The sequence below is a fragment of the Streptomyces sp. 8N114 genome (assembly GCF_052245835.1).
Lineage (GTDB): Bacteria > Actinomycetota > Actinomycetes > Streptomycetales > Streptomycetaceae > Streptomyces.
This window is the reverse complement of the sequence record NZ_JBQQBT010000005.1, coordinates 239,797-254,456: the sequence shown is the minus strand read 5'-3', so window position 1 is coordinate 254,456 and position 14,660 is coordinate 239,797. Positions and strand designations below refer to the sequence as shown.

General features: G+C 71.6%; 12 protein-coding genes and 1 riboswitch. Of the genes, 9 read left to right on the top strand and 3 right to left on the bottom strand.

Features of this window, described 5'->3' with window-relative positions:
* The first annotated feature begins 3 nt into the window (after nt 1–3).
* The 5 genes from ACTWQF_RS13965 (at nt 4) to ACTWQF_RS13945 (ending at nt 5,791) form a co-directional block, all read left to right on the top strand.
* Nucleotides 4–408: an effector-associated constant component EACC1 gene (locus tag ACTWQF_RS13965; RefSeq protein ID WP_443279670.1), complete on the top strand. Its 405-nt coding sequence runs from the start codon at nt 4–6 to the stop codon at nt 406–408.
* A 4-nt stretch (nt 409–412) separates the two neighbouring features.
* Nucleotides 413–2,461 carry a caspase, EACC1-associated type gene (locus tag ACTWQF_RS13960; protein WP_443279669.1) on the top strand — a complete coding sequence of 683 codons (2,049 nt, stop codon included), beginning with the start codon at nt 413–415 and terminating at the stop codon, nt 2,459–2,461.
* A gap of 221 nt (nt 2,462–2,682) precedes the next feature.
* Nucleotides 2,683–4,254: an FAD-dependent oxidoreductase gene (locus tag ACTWQF_RS13955; protein WP_443279668.1), complete on the top strand. Its 1,572-nt coding sequence runs from the start codon at nt 2,683–2,685 to the stop codon at nt 4,252–4,254.
* Between the two features lie 108 nt (nt 4,255–4,362).
* Nucleotides 4,363–4,686, top strand: a complete 324-nt coding sequence (locus ACTWQF_RS13950; RefSeq protein ID WP_443279667.1) for a hypothetical protein — start codon at nt 4,363–4,365, stop codon at nt 4,684–4,686.
* Between the two features lie 100 nt (nt 4,687–4,786).
* Nucleotides 4,787–5,791 (top strand): DMT family transporter, encoded by a 1,005-nt coding sequence (locus ACTWQF_RS13945; protein WP_443279666.1) that lies wholly within the window; start codon nt 4,787–4,789, stop codon nt 5,789–5,791.
* Here the strand turns inward: ACTWQF_RS13945 and ACTWQF_RS13940 are convergent.
* Nucleotides 5,706–7,946: a terpene synthase family protein gene (locus ACTWQF_RS13940; RefSeq protein WP_443279843.1), complete on the bottom strand. Its 2,241-nt coding sequence runs from the start codon at nt 7,944–7,946 to the stop codon at nt 5,706–5,708. The genes ACTWQF_RS13945 and ACTWQF_RS13940 overlap by 86 nt on opposite strands.
* 171 nt (nt 7,947–8,117) lie before the next feature.
* On the opposite strand from ACTWQF_RS13940, the gene ACTWQF_RS13935 reads away from it, so the two are divergent.
* From ACTWQF_RS13935 to ACTWQF_RS13920, 4 genes are all read left to right on the top strand, one after another.
* Nucleotides 8,118–8,849: a DUF7873 family protein gene (locus ACTWQF_RS13935; protein WP_443279665.1), complete on the top strand. Its 732-nt coding sequence runs from the start codon at nt 8,118–8,120 to the stop codon at nt 8,847–8,849.
* 449 nt (nt 8,850–9,298) lie between these two features.
* A riboswitch (cobalamin riboswitch) is annotated at nt 9,299–9,480 on the top strand.
* 66 nt (nt 9,481–9,546) lie between these two features.
* On the top strand, nt 9,547–10,587 hold the full coding sequence (locus ACTWQF_RS13930; RefSeq protein WP_443279664.1) for an ABC transporter substrate-binding protein: 1,041 nt from the start codon (nt 9,547–9,549) through the stop codon (nt 10,585–10,587).
* A 236-nt stretch (nt 10,588–10,823) separates the two neighbouring features.
* Nucleotides 10,824–11,840 carry a FecCD family ABC transporter permease gene (locus ACTWQF_RS13925; RefSeq protein WP_443279663.1) on the top strand — a complete coding sequence of 339 codons (1,017 nt, stop codon included), beginning with the start codon at nt 10,824–10,826 and terminating at the stop codon, nt 11,838–11,840.
* Entirely contained in the window at nt 11,837–12,655 is an 819-nt protein-coding gene (locus tag ACTWQF_RS13920; RefSeq protein ID WP_443279662.1) for an ABC transporter ATP-binding protein, read from the top strand. The genes ACTWQF_RS13925 and ACTWQF_RS13920 overlap by 4 nt, the downstream gene beginning before the upstream one ends.
* Nucleotides 12,656–12,676: 21 nt before the next feature.
* Here the strand turns inward: ACTWQF_RS13920 and thrS are convergent, their stop codons facing one another.
* Entirely contained in the window at nt 12,677–13,912 is a 1,236-nt protein-coding gene (gene thrS / locus ACTWQF_RS13915; RefSeq protein ID WP_443279661.1) for a threonine--tRNA ligase, read from the bottom strand.
* A 215-nt stretch (nt 13,913–14,127) separates the two neighbouring features.
* The gene (locus ACTWQF_RS13910; protein ID WP_443279660.1) at nt 14,128–14,493 is read right to left on the bottom strand and encodes a hypothetical protein; all 366 of its coding nucleotides are present in this window, start codon (nt 14,491–14,493) and stop codon (nt 14,128–14,130) included.
* Nucleotides 14,494–14,660: the final 167 nt, after the last annotated feature.

Sequence of the window (14,660 nt, the reverse complement as noted above, 5' to 3'; positions counted from 1 at the left end):
CGTTTGACGAGCGAACCGGACGGGGGCGGCGTGCAGGTTGAGATCTCGGTGCTCGGCGACGACGCGACGGCGGTCGCGGATCTGTACCAGTGGCTGCGGGACGACCCCGACGTGCGCCGGCACGCGGAACCGAGCCTGGTCCACATCCCGGGCGACGGCACCGCCATGGGCGCGCTGGAGGTCATCAACCTCGTGCTGCAACAGGGCTTCGCCGCGGCGAACCTGGGACTCGCCTACGCCGCCTGGCGAGCCGCGCGCCCCACGGCCCCGCCGCTCGCCGTGGAGGTGGACGGCAGGCGGATCACAGTACGGGGCGGCTCCGAGGAGGAAGTGGCGCGGCTGGTGCGGGCCCTGACCGGCACGGATGAGGACAGGAGCCAGGACGAGGACGGGAACGAGGAGGAGTAGCGAGATGGGGGCAGGTCTCACGGGGCCGCCGGACCCCAGCCGGTCGCGGGCCGTCATCATCGGAGCGGCCGAGTACGACGTCCTGGACAACCTTCCGACGGTGAAGAACAACGTCAACCGGCTGGCGGAGCTGCTCCGCGGCCCGGACGGCTGGGCGCTGCCGAGCGAGCACTGCGTGCCGCTCCTCGACTGCAGCCGCGAAGACGTCTTCAAGGCCGTCAGCGTTGCCGCGACGGCGGCCGAGGACGCGCTGCTGGTGTACTACGCGGGCCACGGGCTGCTGGACGGTGTCGACGGCCTGCACCTGGCTCTGCGGGGTTCGCACTCCGAAGTGCTCTACTCCGCGGTCGAGTACGCGCCCCTGCGGAAGATGATCCTCAACAGCCGCGCGCAGCACCGTGCGGTCATCCTCGACTGCTGCTACAGCGGCAGCGCGGCCGGCCAGCATCTGAACGGCTCGAACGGCATCGCGGACCACGCGGCGATCGAGGGCACGTATCTGATGACGGCCACCGCGAGGACGAGGTTGGCCCTGGCACCGAAGGGCGAGCCGTACACCGCCTTCACCGGCGAGCTGGTCAGGGTGCTGGAGGACGGGATCCCGGAGGGGCCCCGGCTGCTGGACCTGGACACCATCTTCCGCCAGGTGTGGCGCGAGCTGAAGGCCAAGGACCGCCCTGAGCCCGAACAGCGCTCGCGCAACGCGGGGCACCGGCTGATCTTCGCCCGCAACCGCTGGAGCCCGGCGCCGACCGAGGAGGCTCTGCACTACGCCGCAGCGCTGCGCGAGGTATTCGATCAGCGGCGCGATGGCGTCGCCGAGGACTCCGCGACGGTCGAGCGCTATCTGAGCGGCGCCTGGGTCGCACCGCGCAGCTTCGTGGAGGAGATCTGCCCGGAGCCGCGAGCCGAGGCGGACCGCCTGCACGCGCTGCGCCGCGCAGCCCAGAAGACCGCGAAAGACACCGAGACGCAGCTGGCGTACGCCCAGGAGGAGGGCGAGCGGCTGCGGGCCGAGGTGGAGCAGCTGCGTACGGAGACAGCCCGCCTCCAGGCCGAGGCGCTGACAAAGGAATCGAGTGCCCGGCGGTGTGCCGAACTCAGCGAGAAGCTGACGGTACTGACGCAGCAGCTCACCGAGGAGCGACAGCGCGCGGAGCGCTTGGACCGCGAGTGGCACCGGCTCCAGCAGTCGGATGCGGCCAAGCAGCGTCAGCTGGAGCACGCCGGCGCCTACGTCCGCGAACTTGAGGCCGAGCTGACGGATCTGCGCCGGGCACGCGACCGGGACCAGGAGGACATCCGCCGGCTGAGCCATGAGGTGAAGGTCCTCCAGCGCCAGCTGCGGTTGCATGCGGAGGAGGAGTCGGCAGAGGCCCAGGAAGACGTCGGCCTCGGTCGGAGTGCACGTACCGGGGCGGGGCAGCGGGCGAGCCACGAGAGCGAGGAGACAGGAGAGGCAGGGGACGCCACTGGGACGACCAGGGTGCAGGTGCAGACCCCGGGCAGTAAAGCCGCCTCTGCGCCGAAGTCCGGTGGGATGGCGGCGGGCACGGCAATCGTTCTGGGCACCATCTTCGCGATCCTGTACTTCGGCTGGGCGCTCGTCGCCGCTGCGGAGAACGAGGGGTTGACGTTCTCCAGCGGACGCGAGCCGGTCACCGCGAACAACAGCACGTCCCGGGTCAGCATCTACGACTACGCATGGGACGTGGCGGAGACGATGGACTCCACCTTCCGTCCCGTCGGGGGTTCCCTCGGCACCCCGGACCTGAGCGGCGTGAGCGGCGGCCTGGAGGTGACAGTCCCCGAAGGGTGCGGCGACAGGACCGTGCGCTGGCAGATCAAGGTCGACGGCAAGCGAGCGAAGTCCGGCGTCCTCCATGGCAAGCGGAGGTACGAGATCGACGCCTCGACTCCGCTGACGCAGCGGCCCAAGGCCGTGACGCTTCAGGCGGACTGGAACGGGGGCAGCAGTTCCTGTCCCTCCTTCGGGGTGAAGTGGCTGGACCCGGAGCTGGACGTCTCGTTCGATCCGCTGTTCCCGTTCTGATCCCCTGTGCCTCCGGGCGCCCCCCGCGCGACGTACCGCGAGCGCGATCACACACCAACTCTCGAACACGGGTATGAGGCGAGCCCGGTGGGGCATCAGGACGACAGCCGGCCCCACAGCGGCACAAGAACGCACACACAGCACCAACGCGACAGCAGCGAGAAGGCTGACCCCCAGCAGATCCCATCAGACCAGCACGCGCGTCGACGTCGGGAGGACACGTGCTGACCAGCAGCGCATACGCAGGCACCCGCACCGGGAGTGGCGGCGAGGAGGTGGAGGCCGTCGGCAGGGACCGGACCGCGGACGTGGTGATAGTCGGTGCGGGGCTGGCCGGGCTGGCCGCCGCGCACCGGCTGACCGGCGCCGGGATGCGCGTCCTCGTCCTCGAGGCGGCCTCCCGCGTCGGAGGGCGGCTGCGTACCGATCACCTCGAGGGGTACCGGCTCGACCGCAGCCCCGGGGTGCTCAGCCTGGACCGGGACGCGGAGGCTTTCGCGTGGCTGCCCGCGCTGGACGCGCTCACACTGCGCCCGTTCACACCCGGGGCGCTGCTGCACGCGGAGGGCCGGACGCACCGGGTGGCGGCCCGGTCGGCGGAGCGCGCTTCCCAGCCGGTGCGGTCCGGCCGTACGGCCCGGCTCGACCGGCGCACGAAGGGCGCAGGAAGCACGCGGGGCGCACTGACAGCGCTGACGACGGCTCGCGCGCTCACCGGCGCGCGCAGCCGCGCCGACATGTCCGACGCGCTGGGCCTGGTGCGGCTGCGCGCGTCCCTCGCCCGGTTCGCGGCAGCACCGCCCCAGGGGCTGCTGTCGCGGCCCGAACTCCCCGCCGGCCAGGCCCTGTCGGCGCGCGGTCTGCCCTCCCGGCCCGCCGAGACGCTGGTGCGTCCGCTGCTGACCGCGCTGCTGTCGGACCCGGCGCTGACCACCTCCAGCCGCGTCGCCGACCTGACGCTGCGCGGCTTCGCGCGGGGCGGGCTCGGCGTACCGGCGGGCGGGCAGGCCACCGTTCCGGAGCTGCTGGCGGCAGCGCTGCCGCCGGGCACGGTGCGCACGGGCGTACGGGTCACCTCCGTGAGCACGCACACCGTGGAGACCGAGGAGCACGGCACGTTCGGCTGCGACGCGGCGCTGGTGGCCACCGGTGCCCGCTCGGCCGCCACGCTGCTGCCGGGGCTGCGGGTGCCGCGGTTCCACCCGGTGACCGTCCTGCACCATACGGCACCTGCCGCCCTCCCGCCGGGTGCGCCCGGCCCGTCGTTCACCGTGTGCGCCGAACGGGACGGCACGGAGCCGGATCCGGTCAGCCACACCTGGGTGGCCTCGGCGGTGGACCCCTCGCGGGCCGCGGCGGGCCGGACGCTGGTCACCTCCGTCGTGCTGGGCGAGCGGGCAGCCGAGCCGCCCGCGGCGCTGGACAAGGCCGCACGTGAGCAACTCGCGGGCGTGTACGGCACTTCGACGGACCGCTGGGAGCTGCTGGCGGCGTACCACGACCCGGACGCGGTACCGGCGATGCCCGCGCCGCACGACCCGAGGCGGCCGGTGCGGGTGCTGTCGGGGCTGTACGTCTGCGGGGAGCACCGGGACACCAGCACGCTGCGCGGGGCGCTGAGTTCGGCGCAGCGGGCGACGGAACAGATCCTGCGGGACTTCGGCCGTCCGGCGGAGGCCGAGGAGGCAGCGCGGGAGGACGCGGCGGAGACCTCACCGGAGACTTCGCGGGGCACGTCGGCGGCGGCCCCGGAAGCGGCTCCTCGAACTCCGGCCCAGGAGACCGCCGCCTAATCGAACAAAGATCCCGAACTCCCTGATGACCAGCGGGTTTTGTCAGTGGGGCGGGGTAGAATCGAAGTAGTTTCCAGGAAGCGCACCGACGTCGTGAGGAGACCGTCGATGACTGCTGTCCGTTCCCGTACCTCTCGTTCGCACACCCGCCCCACGACCCGCACCCAGTCGCACCAGCAGCAGCACCTGCCGAAGATGTCCACCCTGCCCGTCCTGCCCAAGAAGCCGCTCCCGGCGGGCCGGCCGCGCGAGTGGTACGAGGCACACAACCGCCAGCTCAAGGCCATGCGGATCGCCATAGCCCTGCTCGACACCGGCGTCTACACCGCCGCGCAGGCCCGCAACCACACCATCCGGGCGACGGCGCACCGCATCGGCGTACACCCGCCGTCGCCGACCACCTGCCGCCTGGTGCGCTCCCTGCTGCACTAGCAGTCCGGAAGGGAGCACCGGAAAACCAGTGGCGTCATGAGTATGGGTAACCTACGGTCCTGACTCGCACGTGCGGTCGGTGAACCATGAAGGAGCCCTCATGGCGGCAGGCAAGGGACGCGCCGAGGCCACAGCGCTCGCAGCAGCCGGAGTCACGGTTGTGCTGTGGGCCTCGGCATTCGTCTCCATACGCAGCGCGGGCGCGCACTACGCCCCGGGCGCCCTGGCACTGGGACGGCTCGGGGCCGGTGCCCTGGTGCTGTGTGCGGTGCTGCTCATCCGGCGCGAAGGGCTCCCGCCCAAGGCCGCCTGGCCCGGCATCGCCGCCTCGGGAGTCCTGTGGTTCGGCGGCTACATGGTCGCGCTCAACTGGGGTGAACGCCTCGTGGACGCGGGCACGGCCGCGATGGTCGTCAACATCGGCCCCATCCTGATGGCGGTGCTGGGCGGCTGGCTGCTCAAGGAGGGCTTCCCCAGCCGGCTGCTGGCCGGGATGGCGGTCTCCTTCGCGGGCGCCGTCGTGGTCGGCCTGTCCGTCTCCGAGGGCGACGGCTCCTCGCCGCTGGGGGTGGCGCTGTGCGTACTGGCAGCCGTCACCTACGCCCTGGGGGTCGTCTGCCAGAAACCCGCGCTGCGGCACGCCTCCCCGCTCCAGGTCACCACCTTCGGCTGCCTGATCGGCTTCGTCGCCTGCCTGCCGTTCAGCGGTCAGCTGGTCTCGCAGGTGGCGGACGCGCCGCTGTCGGCCACGCTCAACACCGTCTATCTGGGCGTGTTCCCCACCGCGCTGGCCTTCTCCACCTGGGCCTACGCCCTCTCCCGCACCACCGCGGGCCGGATGGGCTCCACCACGTACGTGGTGCCCTTCCTCGTCGTCCTGATGTCCTGGCTCTTCCTGGACGAGGTGCCCGGCCAGCTGGCCCTGGCGGGCGGTCTGCTGTGCCTGGCGGGGGTGGCGGTCTCCCGCTCGCGCAGCCGCAAACCACGACCCCCGCAGCCCGTCACCGCGGCCGGTGCCGCTACCGCGACATCAGCCGCGCAGCAGAGTGACCCAGCCGCGCAGCCGACGTCCCCAGACCCGCAGGCCCGTCGAACGGCCACGTAGGCAGGAAGTGGCGGCGCAGATCCGCCTCCGTGTAGCGGCGGCAGCCGCGGTGCCACACCAGGATGCCCGCCATCCAGTTCTCCAGCTCCCTCACATAGCCGTCCAGCGCCGCCCGCCCCGCCTCGTCGAGCCCGAAGTCGTCGTAGAGCACGGGAAACTCGTGCGCGGCGACATGCTGGAACTGCCGCATCCTCGACTTCATCAGGTCGTCGACGATGCGCAGCGCCGTCCGATAGTCGCAGTCGAAGAAGGCGCGGACGACCAGCAGCCCGTTGTGCAGCTCGCCCTCGAACTCGATCTCCTTCTGGTACGAGAAGACGTCGTTGAGCAGGCAGGCGTAGTCGGCAGCCGCGTTCTCCAGCGACTTCATCGGGCCGCTGCGGTAGATCTCCTCCGGGATGGTGTCGGGCTGGGAGAGCCGGCACAGACTCATGGTCAGGTCCGAGCCGAAGGTCCGCCGCCGCATCTCCACGTAGTCGACGGGGTCGGGGATGCGGTTCTGCGCCTGGTTGTCGAGCTCCCACAGCCAGCTCTCGGCCATGGTCTCGACGGCGGTACGGAACCGGCGGCGCTTCCCGGGGCTCATCGGGCCCGCCGTCCTGACCCACAGATCGGCCAGTGAACGCTCGAACGGGCCGGCCGGAGGCGGGGGCGGCTCGCCGTCGACGGGCATGAAGAGGGACAGCCGCTCGGTGCACACCTTGGCGCCCGCCAGATCGCGGGTGCGTCCGAAGCGGACCGGATAGTAGTCGTCGCCCCAGGTGCCCCAGGCCAGCCAGGCGGAGGCCAGATCGAGCTCGCCGGCCGTCGCGTCCGGGTGCAGTCCGGCGGCGCACAGCGGCAGGTCGTAGTCCCGCATCAGCTCCTCGTCCCACACCCGGCCGCCGGGCACGTCCGGCTGCGGCTCCAGCAGCCCCATCCCGCGGGCCCAGCTGACGACGCGCTCCCGGGCGCCGCCCAGGTGCGGGCTGAGCCGGTGCTCGAACGGCATCTCGAAGTCGGGCAGCACGGAGGGCCCGGTGCGCTCGTGCGGTACGTGGGTGAAGAAGCGGGCGCGCCGCATCTGCGCGCGTGTGTGCGGGCGCAGCACGTCGGCTGCCGAGGTGCCGAGACCGGCCGGGACGACGGGCAGCCGCGCCGGGGCGGCGCTGCCCGCTCCGCCGCCGTTCATATAGCGGCTGGAGCGCATGTGCCACTCGTGGCCACCGGACTGCCAGTCCTGAAGTCCCTTGGTGTAGGCGGCGATGTCGGCACACGCGGCCGGGTCCAGGCCCTTGTCGGCGCAGAGCGCGGGCACTTCGGTCAGCGCGGTGTGCTCGAACTGCTGGAGGCGGGAGGTGAGCAGGTCGTTGACGGCGTCGGCGGCCTCCTGGGTGCCGCACTCCAGGAACGTCTCCAGGACGAGTACGCCGTTGGACAGCTCGCCCTCGTCCTGCGTCTCACGCTCGTACGAGAACAGGTCGTTGCGCAGATGGACGGCGTCGGAGAAGGTGTCGCGCAGTACGCACAGCGGGCGAGAGGCGGCAACGGCGGCGGGTACCTCGGCGTGCGCCGCGAACTCCACCAGTCCGGCCGACCACGGCGCGCCGCCGACCTTGCGCCGCATCTCGATGTACTCGACCGGGTTCGGCACCCGCCCGATATTGATGTTGGAGAGCTCCCACAGCGACTCGTTGAGCAGGTTCTCGGTGCTGACGGCGAACCGCGCACGCCAGTCGGCCGACATCGACGGCACCGTCCTGGCCCACAGATCGGCCAGGCCCGCCTCGACGGGGTTGGTGGGTTCGGGCACCGTGGCCGCGGGGTCGTCCTCCAGCGGCATGAACAGCGGCAGCCGATCCAGATACGCCTTGCCGCCCGCCCGGTCCTGAGTGCGCTTGAACTCCTCCAGGAAGTGGTCGTCGAAGAAGAAGACCCACACGTACCAGTCGGTGACCAGCGCCAGATCGTCCGCGTCGGCGTCGGGGTGGGTGTAGGCGCACAGCAGTGCATAGTCGTGCGCGTCCAGGTCGGCGGTGTCCCAGATCCCCGAGCCCTCCAGCATCCCCATCTCCCGTGCCCACTCCCGCGAATGGGTCCGGGCCTGGTCGACGTGCGGGTTGAGCCGGGCCGGGTAGGGCACGTAGAAGTCGGGCAGTTCGAAGGGTTGCGACAACGTCACTGTCCCCCAACTCGTCGGATCGGTAGCTGACTTGGCCTACCCGGATCCAAGCCGACGAACATCCAAATTCACTCGGACGTGGGACCCCCGTCCCTCGGGCCTGTTACGAAGTCGTCGAACAAAATGCGTGGCCCGACTGCGGATCAGGCTGCTAACTTCGCGTTCGTGGCGAAGCTGAATCAGATCATCGCAGTCGAGAAAGGCGTCAAGTCCAAGGTCGTCCAGGACCTGGCGCAGGCACAGCACGGGCTGGCGAAGTCCCAGATGCTGGCCGGTATCTCGCGTACGTACCAGCCCAAGGACGAAGAGGGCGAGCAGCTTCCGCCGGAGTCGACGCGGGTCCAGGTCAAGGCCGAGGATGTGCTGAAGGAAACGGCGAAGATCCTGACCCGCCTGTTCGATGTGACGGCGACGAAGGACTGGGCGAACCTCACGGCTCGTGCGGACGTCGTCGTCGACGGGCGCACCGTCCTGTCCGAAGTTCCCGTCTCCTACCTGCTGTTCCTGGAGAAGCAACTGGGCGAGCTCGGCACCTTCCTGCGGAAGCTGCCGGTGCTGGACGGCGCGGAGGCGTGGGAGAAGGACCCCTCCACGGACTGGTGGAAGACCGAGCAGGTCCGTACGGTGCGCACCAAGAAGGTGCCGCGCAACCATGTGAAGGCGGAGGCCACGGAGAAGCACCCGGCCCAGGTCGAGGTGTACTACGAGGACATCCCCGTCGGCTACTGGACCACGGTCAAGTACTCCGGCGCCCTGCCCGCACGACGGGTCAACGAGCTGCTGGAGCGGCTGGACAAGCTGGCCGCCGCGGTGAAGTTCGCCCGCGAGGAGGCCAACGGGACCGAGGTCACCGACAAGCGCGTCGGGGACGCCGTCTTCGGCTACCTCTTCGACTGACGCCCAGGAGGCATCTCACCACCACAGACACCCCGGCTCACGTTTCGACGACGTGGCGGCCGGGGTCCCCCGGGGCCAGGGCTTCAGCGCCCTTCGGTCACCGGGTGCGCCAGGAGCGCAAAGCTGAAGCTGAAGCTGATGTGTGACCCCCCGGGTCGCCCTGTCCTGAACACAGGGTGCCCGTCAGTCTCAACCTCTCGCTCCAAGCTCAGTATCGCCGCTCATCGTCCGGCAACCGGGGCGGTGACGACCTTGAGACGCTGGTTCGAACCCAGCCGGCGCATCCACGCTGCGCCGTGGTGGAGTGGCTCCACGCAAGGGCATCGCCGAACGATCCGCCCATAAACAGGCCGGTGCGTGTGAACGAGCGGCACCCAGGACCCCGGGGCCGGGTAAAGCCCCGGGGTCCCTTTTGTCGTTTCTCCGGTTCCTGCGGGCTGCCGCCCGCGTGGTACGTTTCAGCCGCCAGTCAAACCCTTGAACGGGTCAGGGAATCCGGTGCGAATCCGGAGCTGACGCGCAGCGGTGTGGGACTGGGGCGTGCACGAGGCCACTGGGGACGTACGTCCCTGGGAAGGCGCACGCTCCCACAGTCCCGAGCCCGAAGACCTGCTGGCACCCGCGCTCGGACTGCCCCGGGCGCGGTGGCACGCCGGGCCCCGCGACTGGGCCTCTGACGGAGAAGGAACACCTGGCCATGCGCCGACCGCGCCGTATCCGCGTACTCGTGCCGGGCCTCGCCCTCGCACTCGTCCTGGGCACCGCCGGCTGCGGCGGGGGCTCCCCGACGGAAGCTTCCGGCAAGGGCGCGGCCCCCGGTTACCCCCGGACGCTGCACAACTGCGGGCAGGACGTCACCCTCCAGCGGCCCCCGCGGCGGGCCGTCTCCCTCGACCAGGGCTCGACCGAGATCCTGCTGGCACTCGGGCTGGGCGACAGGATGGCGGGCACCGGCACCTGGACCGACCCTGTCATGAAGGGGCTCGGTGAACAGAACGCGAAGGTCCCGCGGCTGGCCGACGGTTACCCCGCGCTGGAGAAGGTGCTCGAAAAGGACCCGGACCTGGTGACCGCCTCCTTCTCCGCCACCCTCGACAAGGGCGGCGTCGCCCCGCGCGGCAAGTTCGCCGGTCTCGGGGTGCCCACCTACCTCTCCCCCGCCGACTGCGCCAAGAAGTCCGGCTCCAACGGTGACGGAGCGCGCGGCAGCCGGCTGGAGCTGAGCACCGTCTACGGCGAGATCCGCGACCTGGCGAAGGCGTTCGGCGTGCAGAAGCGCGGCGAGCGGCTGGTGGCCGGTCTCAAGGCGCGGGTGGCGAAGGCCACCCGGGGCACCGGCGCGCGCGGCACCTCCGTCATGTACTGGTTCGCCAACTCCGAGTCGCCGTATCTGGCGGGCTGCTGCGGGGCGCCGGGCATCATCACCCGCGCGGTGGGCGCGAAGAACGTCTTCGACGACACCCACGACGAGTGGCCGCAGATCGGCTGGGAGACGGTCGCCGACCGGGACCCCGATGTGATCGTGCTGGGCGATCTGACCCGCAAGAACCAGACCGCGGAGACAGCCAAAGCCAAGATCCGGAAGCTGGAGTCCGACCCGGTCACCCGCCATATGACGGCAGTCCGCCACAAGCGCTACATCCTGCTGCCCGGCGCCGCGATGAATCCCTCGATCCGCACGGTGGAGGGCGTGGAGAAGGTGGCGCGGGGGCTGCGGGATTTGGGGCTAGCGAAGTGAGGGCGGAACAGGCTGGTGGGAGCTCCGAAGCTGCTGCCGACCCGGCACCGGGGGCTGCGCTTGCCCACCCTGCGCCCCTGGCGCAGACTGCCCAAGCTTCGCAGGGGGAGGCGCGCCCCGAAGGGGCGCGGGGAACTGCGCGACCAGCTACACCCCACCCGCAGTCCGCAAGCCTCGGAAAGGGGCACCCCCTCACCGGAGCCCTCCGCACCGGGCGGGGCACCGCCCTCCTGTGCGTGGTCGCCGCACTCGCCCTCGCCGCGTCAGTTGCCCTGGCCATCACCGTCGGCCAGGCCGGGCTCGGCGTAGCCGACGTATGGCGGGTCGTCGCAGAACGACTGGGCGGCCCCGAGGCGGGCCTCTCGCCGCTCCGCGAGGGCATCGTCTGGGAACTACGGCTCCCTCGCGCCCTGCTGGCAGCACTATGCGGCGCGGGTCTCGGGCTGTGCGGCGCCGTGCTCCAGTCGCTGCTGCGCAATCCGCTGGCCGATCCGTTCGTGCTGGGCGTCTCCTCCGGCGCTTCCACGGGGGCGGTCGCCGTGGTGGTGTTGGGCGTGGGCGGCGGCGCCCTGTCGCTGTCGGCGGGCGCCTTCGTGGGAGCGGCGCTCTCGTTCGGGCTGGTGCTGCTGCTGGCGCACACCTCGGGCGGTACGACGGACCGGGTGCTGCTGTCGGGCATCGCCGGAATGCAGCTGTTCTCGGCGCTGACCTCGCTGATCGTCTTCACCTCGGCCGACGCCGAGCAGACCCGCGGGGTGCTGTTCTGGCTGCTGGGCTCGCTGGGCTCGGCCGACTGGGGTGAGGTGGCCCTGGGCGCCGGCGCGTTGGGGCTGGCGCTGGTGGTGTGCCTGGCGCGGGCCGACGCGCTGGACGCCTTCGCCTTCGGGCAGGAGGCCGCCGCCTCGCTGGGCGTACCGGTGCGGCGGGTACGGCTGACGCTGCTGCTGGTCACCGCGCTGCTGACGGCGGTACTGGTCAGCTCGTCGGGCGCGATCGGTTTCGTGGGGCTGGTGCTGCCGCACGCGGCCCGCGCGCTGACCGGGCCCGCGCACCGGCGGCTGCTACCGGTGACGGCGCTGGTGGGCGCGGTCTTCCTGGTGTGGGTCGACACTGTGGCCCGCACCCTGCTGGACCCGCGTGAGCTGCCGGTCGGGGTGGCGACCTCGCTGCTGGGGGTACCGGCCTTCGTGGTGATCCTGCACCGGGGGCGGCGCGGCAGGGCGCACGGCGTAGGCGGAGGTGCGGGGCTGTGAGCCTGAGCGCGCACTCGGTTTCCTGGCGTGCAGGGGGGCGGCTGATCGTCGACGGGGTGAGCCTGGATCCGCAGCCCGGCCAGACGGTGGGACTGCTGGGGCCCAACGGCTCGGGAAAATCCACGCTGTTGCGGCTGCTGGCGGGCATCCGGCCGACCGCCTCCGGAGTGGTCACCCTCGACGGCAGGCCGCTGCGTGAGCTGGGGCGCCGCGCTGTGGCCCGGCGGGTGGCCGTCGTCGAGCAGCATGCGGAGACCGGCGTGGAGCTGACCGTCGGCGATGTCGTACGGCTCGGCCGCATACCGCACCGCAGCATCTGGTCCGGGCACGAGGACGACGAGGCGGTGCGGGAGGCCGCCGCACACACCGGGCTGGCCGACCGGCTCGACCAGCCCTGGCACAGCCTCTCGGGCGGCGAACGGCAGCGGGTGCAGATCGCCCGCGCGCTGGCGCAGCGGCCGAGCGAGCTGCTGCTGGACGAGCCCACCAACCACCTCGACGTGCAGTACCAGTTGGAGCTGCTGGCGCTCGTCGTCCGTACGCCCGTCACCAGCGTGATCGCCCTGCACGACCTCAACCTGGCGGCGATGTTCTGCGACCACCTGGTGGTGCTGCGGCAGGGCCGGGTGGTGGCGGCGGGTCCGCCGGGCGAGGTACTGACGGAGCGGATGGTGGCCGACGTCTACGGGGTGCGCTCGGTGGTGACGCCGCACGGCCCGGACGGGCGGCCCTCGGTGCGCTTCCTGCCTCCGGAGCACATGGAGCCGCCGGTGCCGCTCGGGCCCGCCGACATCACCGCAGAGCGGCATTCATGATCCGGCCTGGACCGTGCGCGCTCACCACAACTCGGTGCTGTGCGCCCCCACGAGAGCGGTGATGCGGGCGAGGGCCTCGTCGATCGGCAGCGGGCCCGCGCTGCGGCCGTCGCGCAGCCGCAGCGCCAGCCGACCGTCGGCGGCCTCCCGGGCGCCGATCACCGCCTGGTACGGCACACGGCGCGCTTCCCGCACCCGGGTGCCCAGGCTGCCGCGTTCGGGGGCGGCCAACTCGGCGCGTAGGCCGACCGCGGCGCAGCGCCGCACCAGCGCCTCGCCGTCCGCAACCTCTGCCTCGGACACCGGCAGCACGACGATCTGGGTGGGCGCCAGCCAGCCGGGGAACGCGCCGCCGTGCACCTCGATCAGCTGCGCGACGGCACGTTCGACGCTGCCGATGACGGCCCGGTGCACCATCACGGGCCGGTGCTTGGCGCCGTCCGCGCCGATGTAGTGCAGGTCGAAGCGTTCGGGCTGGTGGAGGTCGACCTGGACGGTGGAGAGGGTCGCTTCCCGGCCCGCGGCGTCGGCGATCTGCACATCGATCTTCGGCCCGTAGAAGGCAGCCTCGCCCTCCGCCGCCTCGTACGGCAGCCCCGCCTCGTCCAGCACCTCGGTCAACAGCGCGGTGGCCTGCCGCCATTTGTCCGGGTCCGCCACGTACTTGCCGCCCGGGGCAGGGAGGGAGAGCCGGTAGCGGGCCGCCGCGATCCCGAGTGCCCGGTAGGCGTCGCGGATCAGCTCCAGCGCCGCCCGCGCCTCGGCGGCGACCTGGCCCGGGGTGCAGAAGATGTGCGCGTCGTTCAGCTGGATGGCTCGTACCCGGGTCAGTCCGCCGAGCACGCCGGAGCGCTCGGACCGGTACATGGCGCCCAGCTCCGCCATGCGCAGCGGAAGTTCGCGGTAGCTGTGGGAGCGGGACCGGTAGATGACCGCGTGGTGGGGGCACAGGCTGGGCCGGAGCACGAGTTGTTCCCCGTCGCTGCCCTCGCCCACGTCCAGCGGCGGGAACATGTCGTCGGCGTAGTGCGCCCAGTGCCCGGAGAGTTCGTACAGCTCCCTCTTCCCCAGCACCGGCGAGTACACGTGCTGGTAGCCCGCGCGGCGCTCGGCGGTGCGGACGTACTCCTCCAGCTCGTGCCGGACGGTGGCCCCGTCCGGCAGCCAGTACGGCAGGCCGGCCCCGATCAGCGGATCGGTGCCGAAGAGGCCCAGCTCGCGGCCGAGCGAACGGTGGTCGTGGCGGGCGGCGGTCATGTGGTTCTCCCTCGGGGGTGCGGGCGGGCACCCGAGGGAGCGGACGACGAAGCCCCGGGCGCTCGGCCCGGGGCTTCGGTGTACGTCTGTACGTCGGTCAGCGCGCCGGGACCGGGTCCGGCGTCGTCGTCCTTGCGATGCGTACGGCACGCTGCTGCATGGCAGAAACGTAGCAGGGGAACAGGGGACCGTCGCAGGGTTTTCCGGCGCCCGCCTCAGGACGGGGGCGAGGCGGGCAGCCACCGCCGGACGGCCTCGACGACCTCGTCGATGCTGCCGTTGAAGGCGATGGCGGCGCCAGGAGCGTGCTGGTGGACCAGATTGACCACCCGCTCGAAGAAGGTCAGCTCGGCCTTGCGCCGGATGCCGCCGCCGATGAGGACGACATCCCAGTCGCGCTCGTTCAGCGCGGTCACGAACACGGACTCGTCGGGCTCGTCGGCGGCGACCTGGACGAGGGACGCGTCGATGGAGTCCTCCGCGAACCGGGCCAGTTCCTTGTCGAGGACCGCGTGCAGCGCGTCCCCGTCCACGTCGGGGACCGTGTACGGATCGAGACCGAGGATGAGAACAGCAGTCATGCACTCCAGGACGCCGCCGGGGTGCGTCACGTTGCTTTCACAGCCGTACGGTCGCCGGCCGACCGAACTCCCAACCTGACCTGGGGGAAAGGGCGTTGGGAAGGGGAGGCAGGGGGCCGGTGGCGTCCGGCGGGAGAGTGGGTAGCATCCGGCACTGCAGATGCACC

Excerpts from the sequence above, each read along its gene's own strand:
- ACTWQF_RS13960 (WP_443279669.1), top strand. The coding sequence starts at position 413 with ATGGGGGCAGGTCTCACGGGGCCGCCGGACCCCAGCCGGTCGCGGGCC.
- thrS (WP_443279661.1), bottom strand. The coding sequence starts at position 13,912 with ATGACCGCCGCCCGCCACGACCACCGTTCGCTCGGCCGCGAGCTGGGC.
- ACTWQF_RS13945 (WP_443279666.1), top strand. The coding sequence starts at position 4,787 with ATGGCGGCAGGCAAGGGACGCGCCGAGGCCACAGCGCTCGCAGCAGCC.
- ACTWQF_RS13930 (WP_443279664.1), top strand. The coding sequence starts at position 9,547 with ATGCGCCGACCGCGCCGTATCCGCGTACTCGTGCCGGGCCTCGCCCTC.
- ACTWQF_RS13910 (WP_443279660.1), bottom strand. The coding sequence starts at position 14,493 with ATGACTGCTGTTCTCATCCTCGGTCTCGATCCGTACACGGTCCCCGAC.
- ACTWQF_RS13950 (WP_443279667.1), top strand. The coding sequence starts at position 4,363 with ATGACTGCTGTCCGTTCCCGTACCTCTCGTTCGCACACCCGCCCCACG.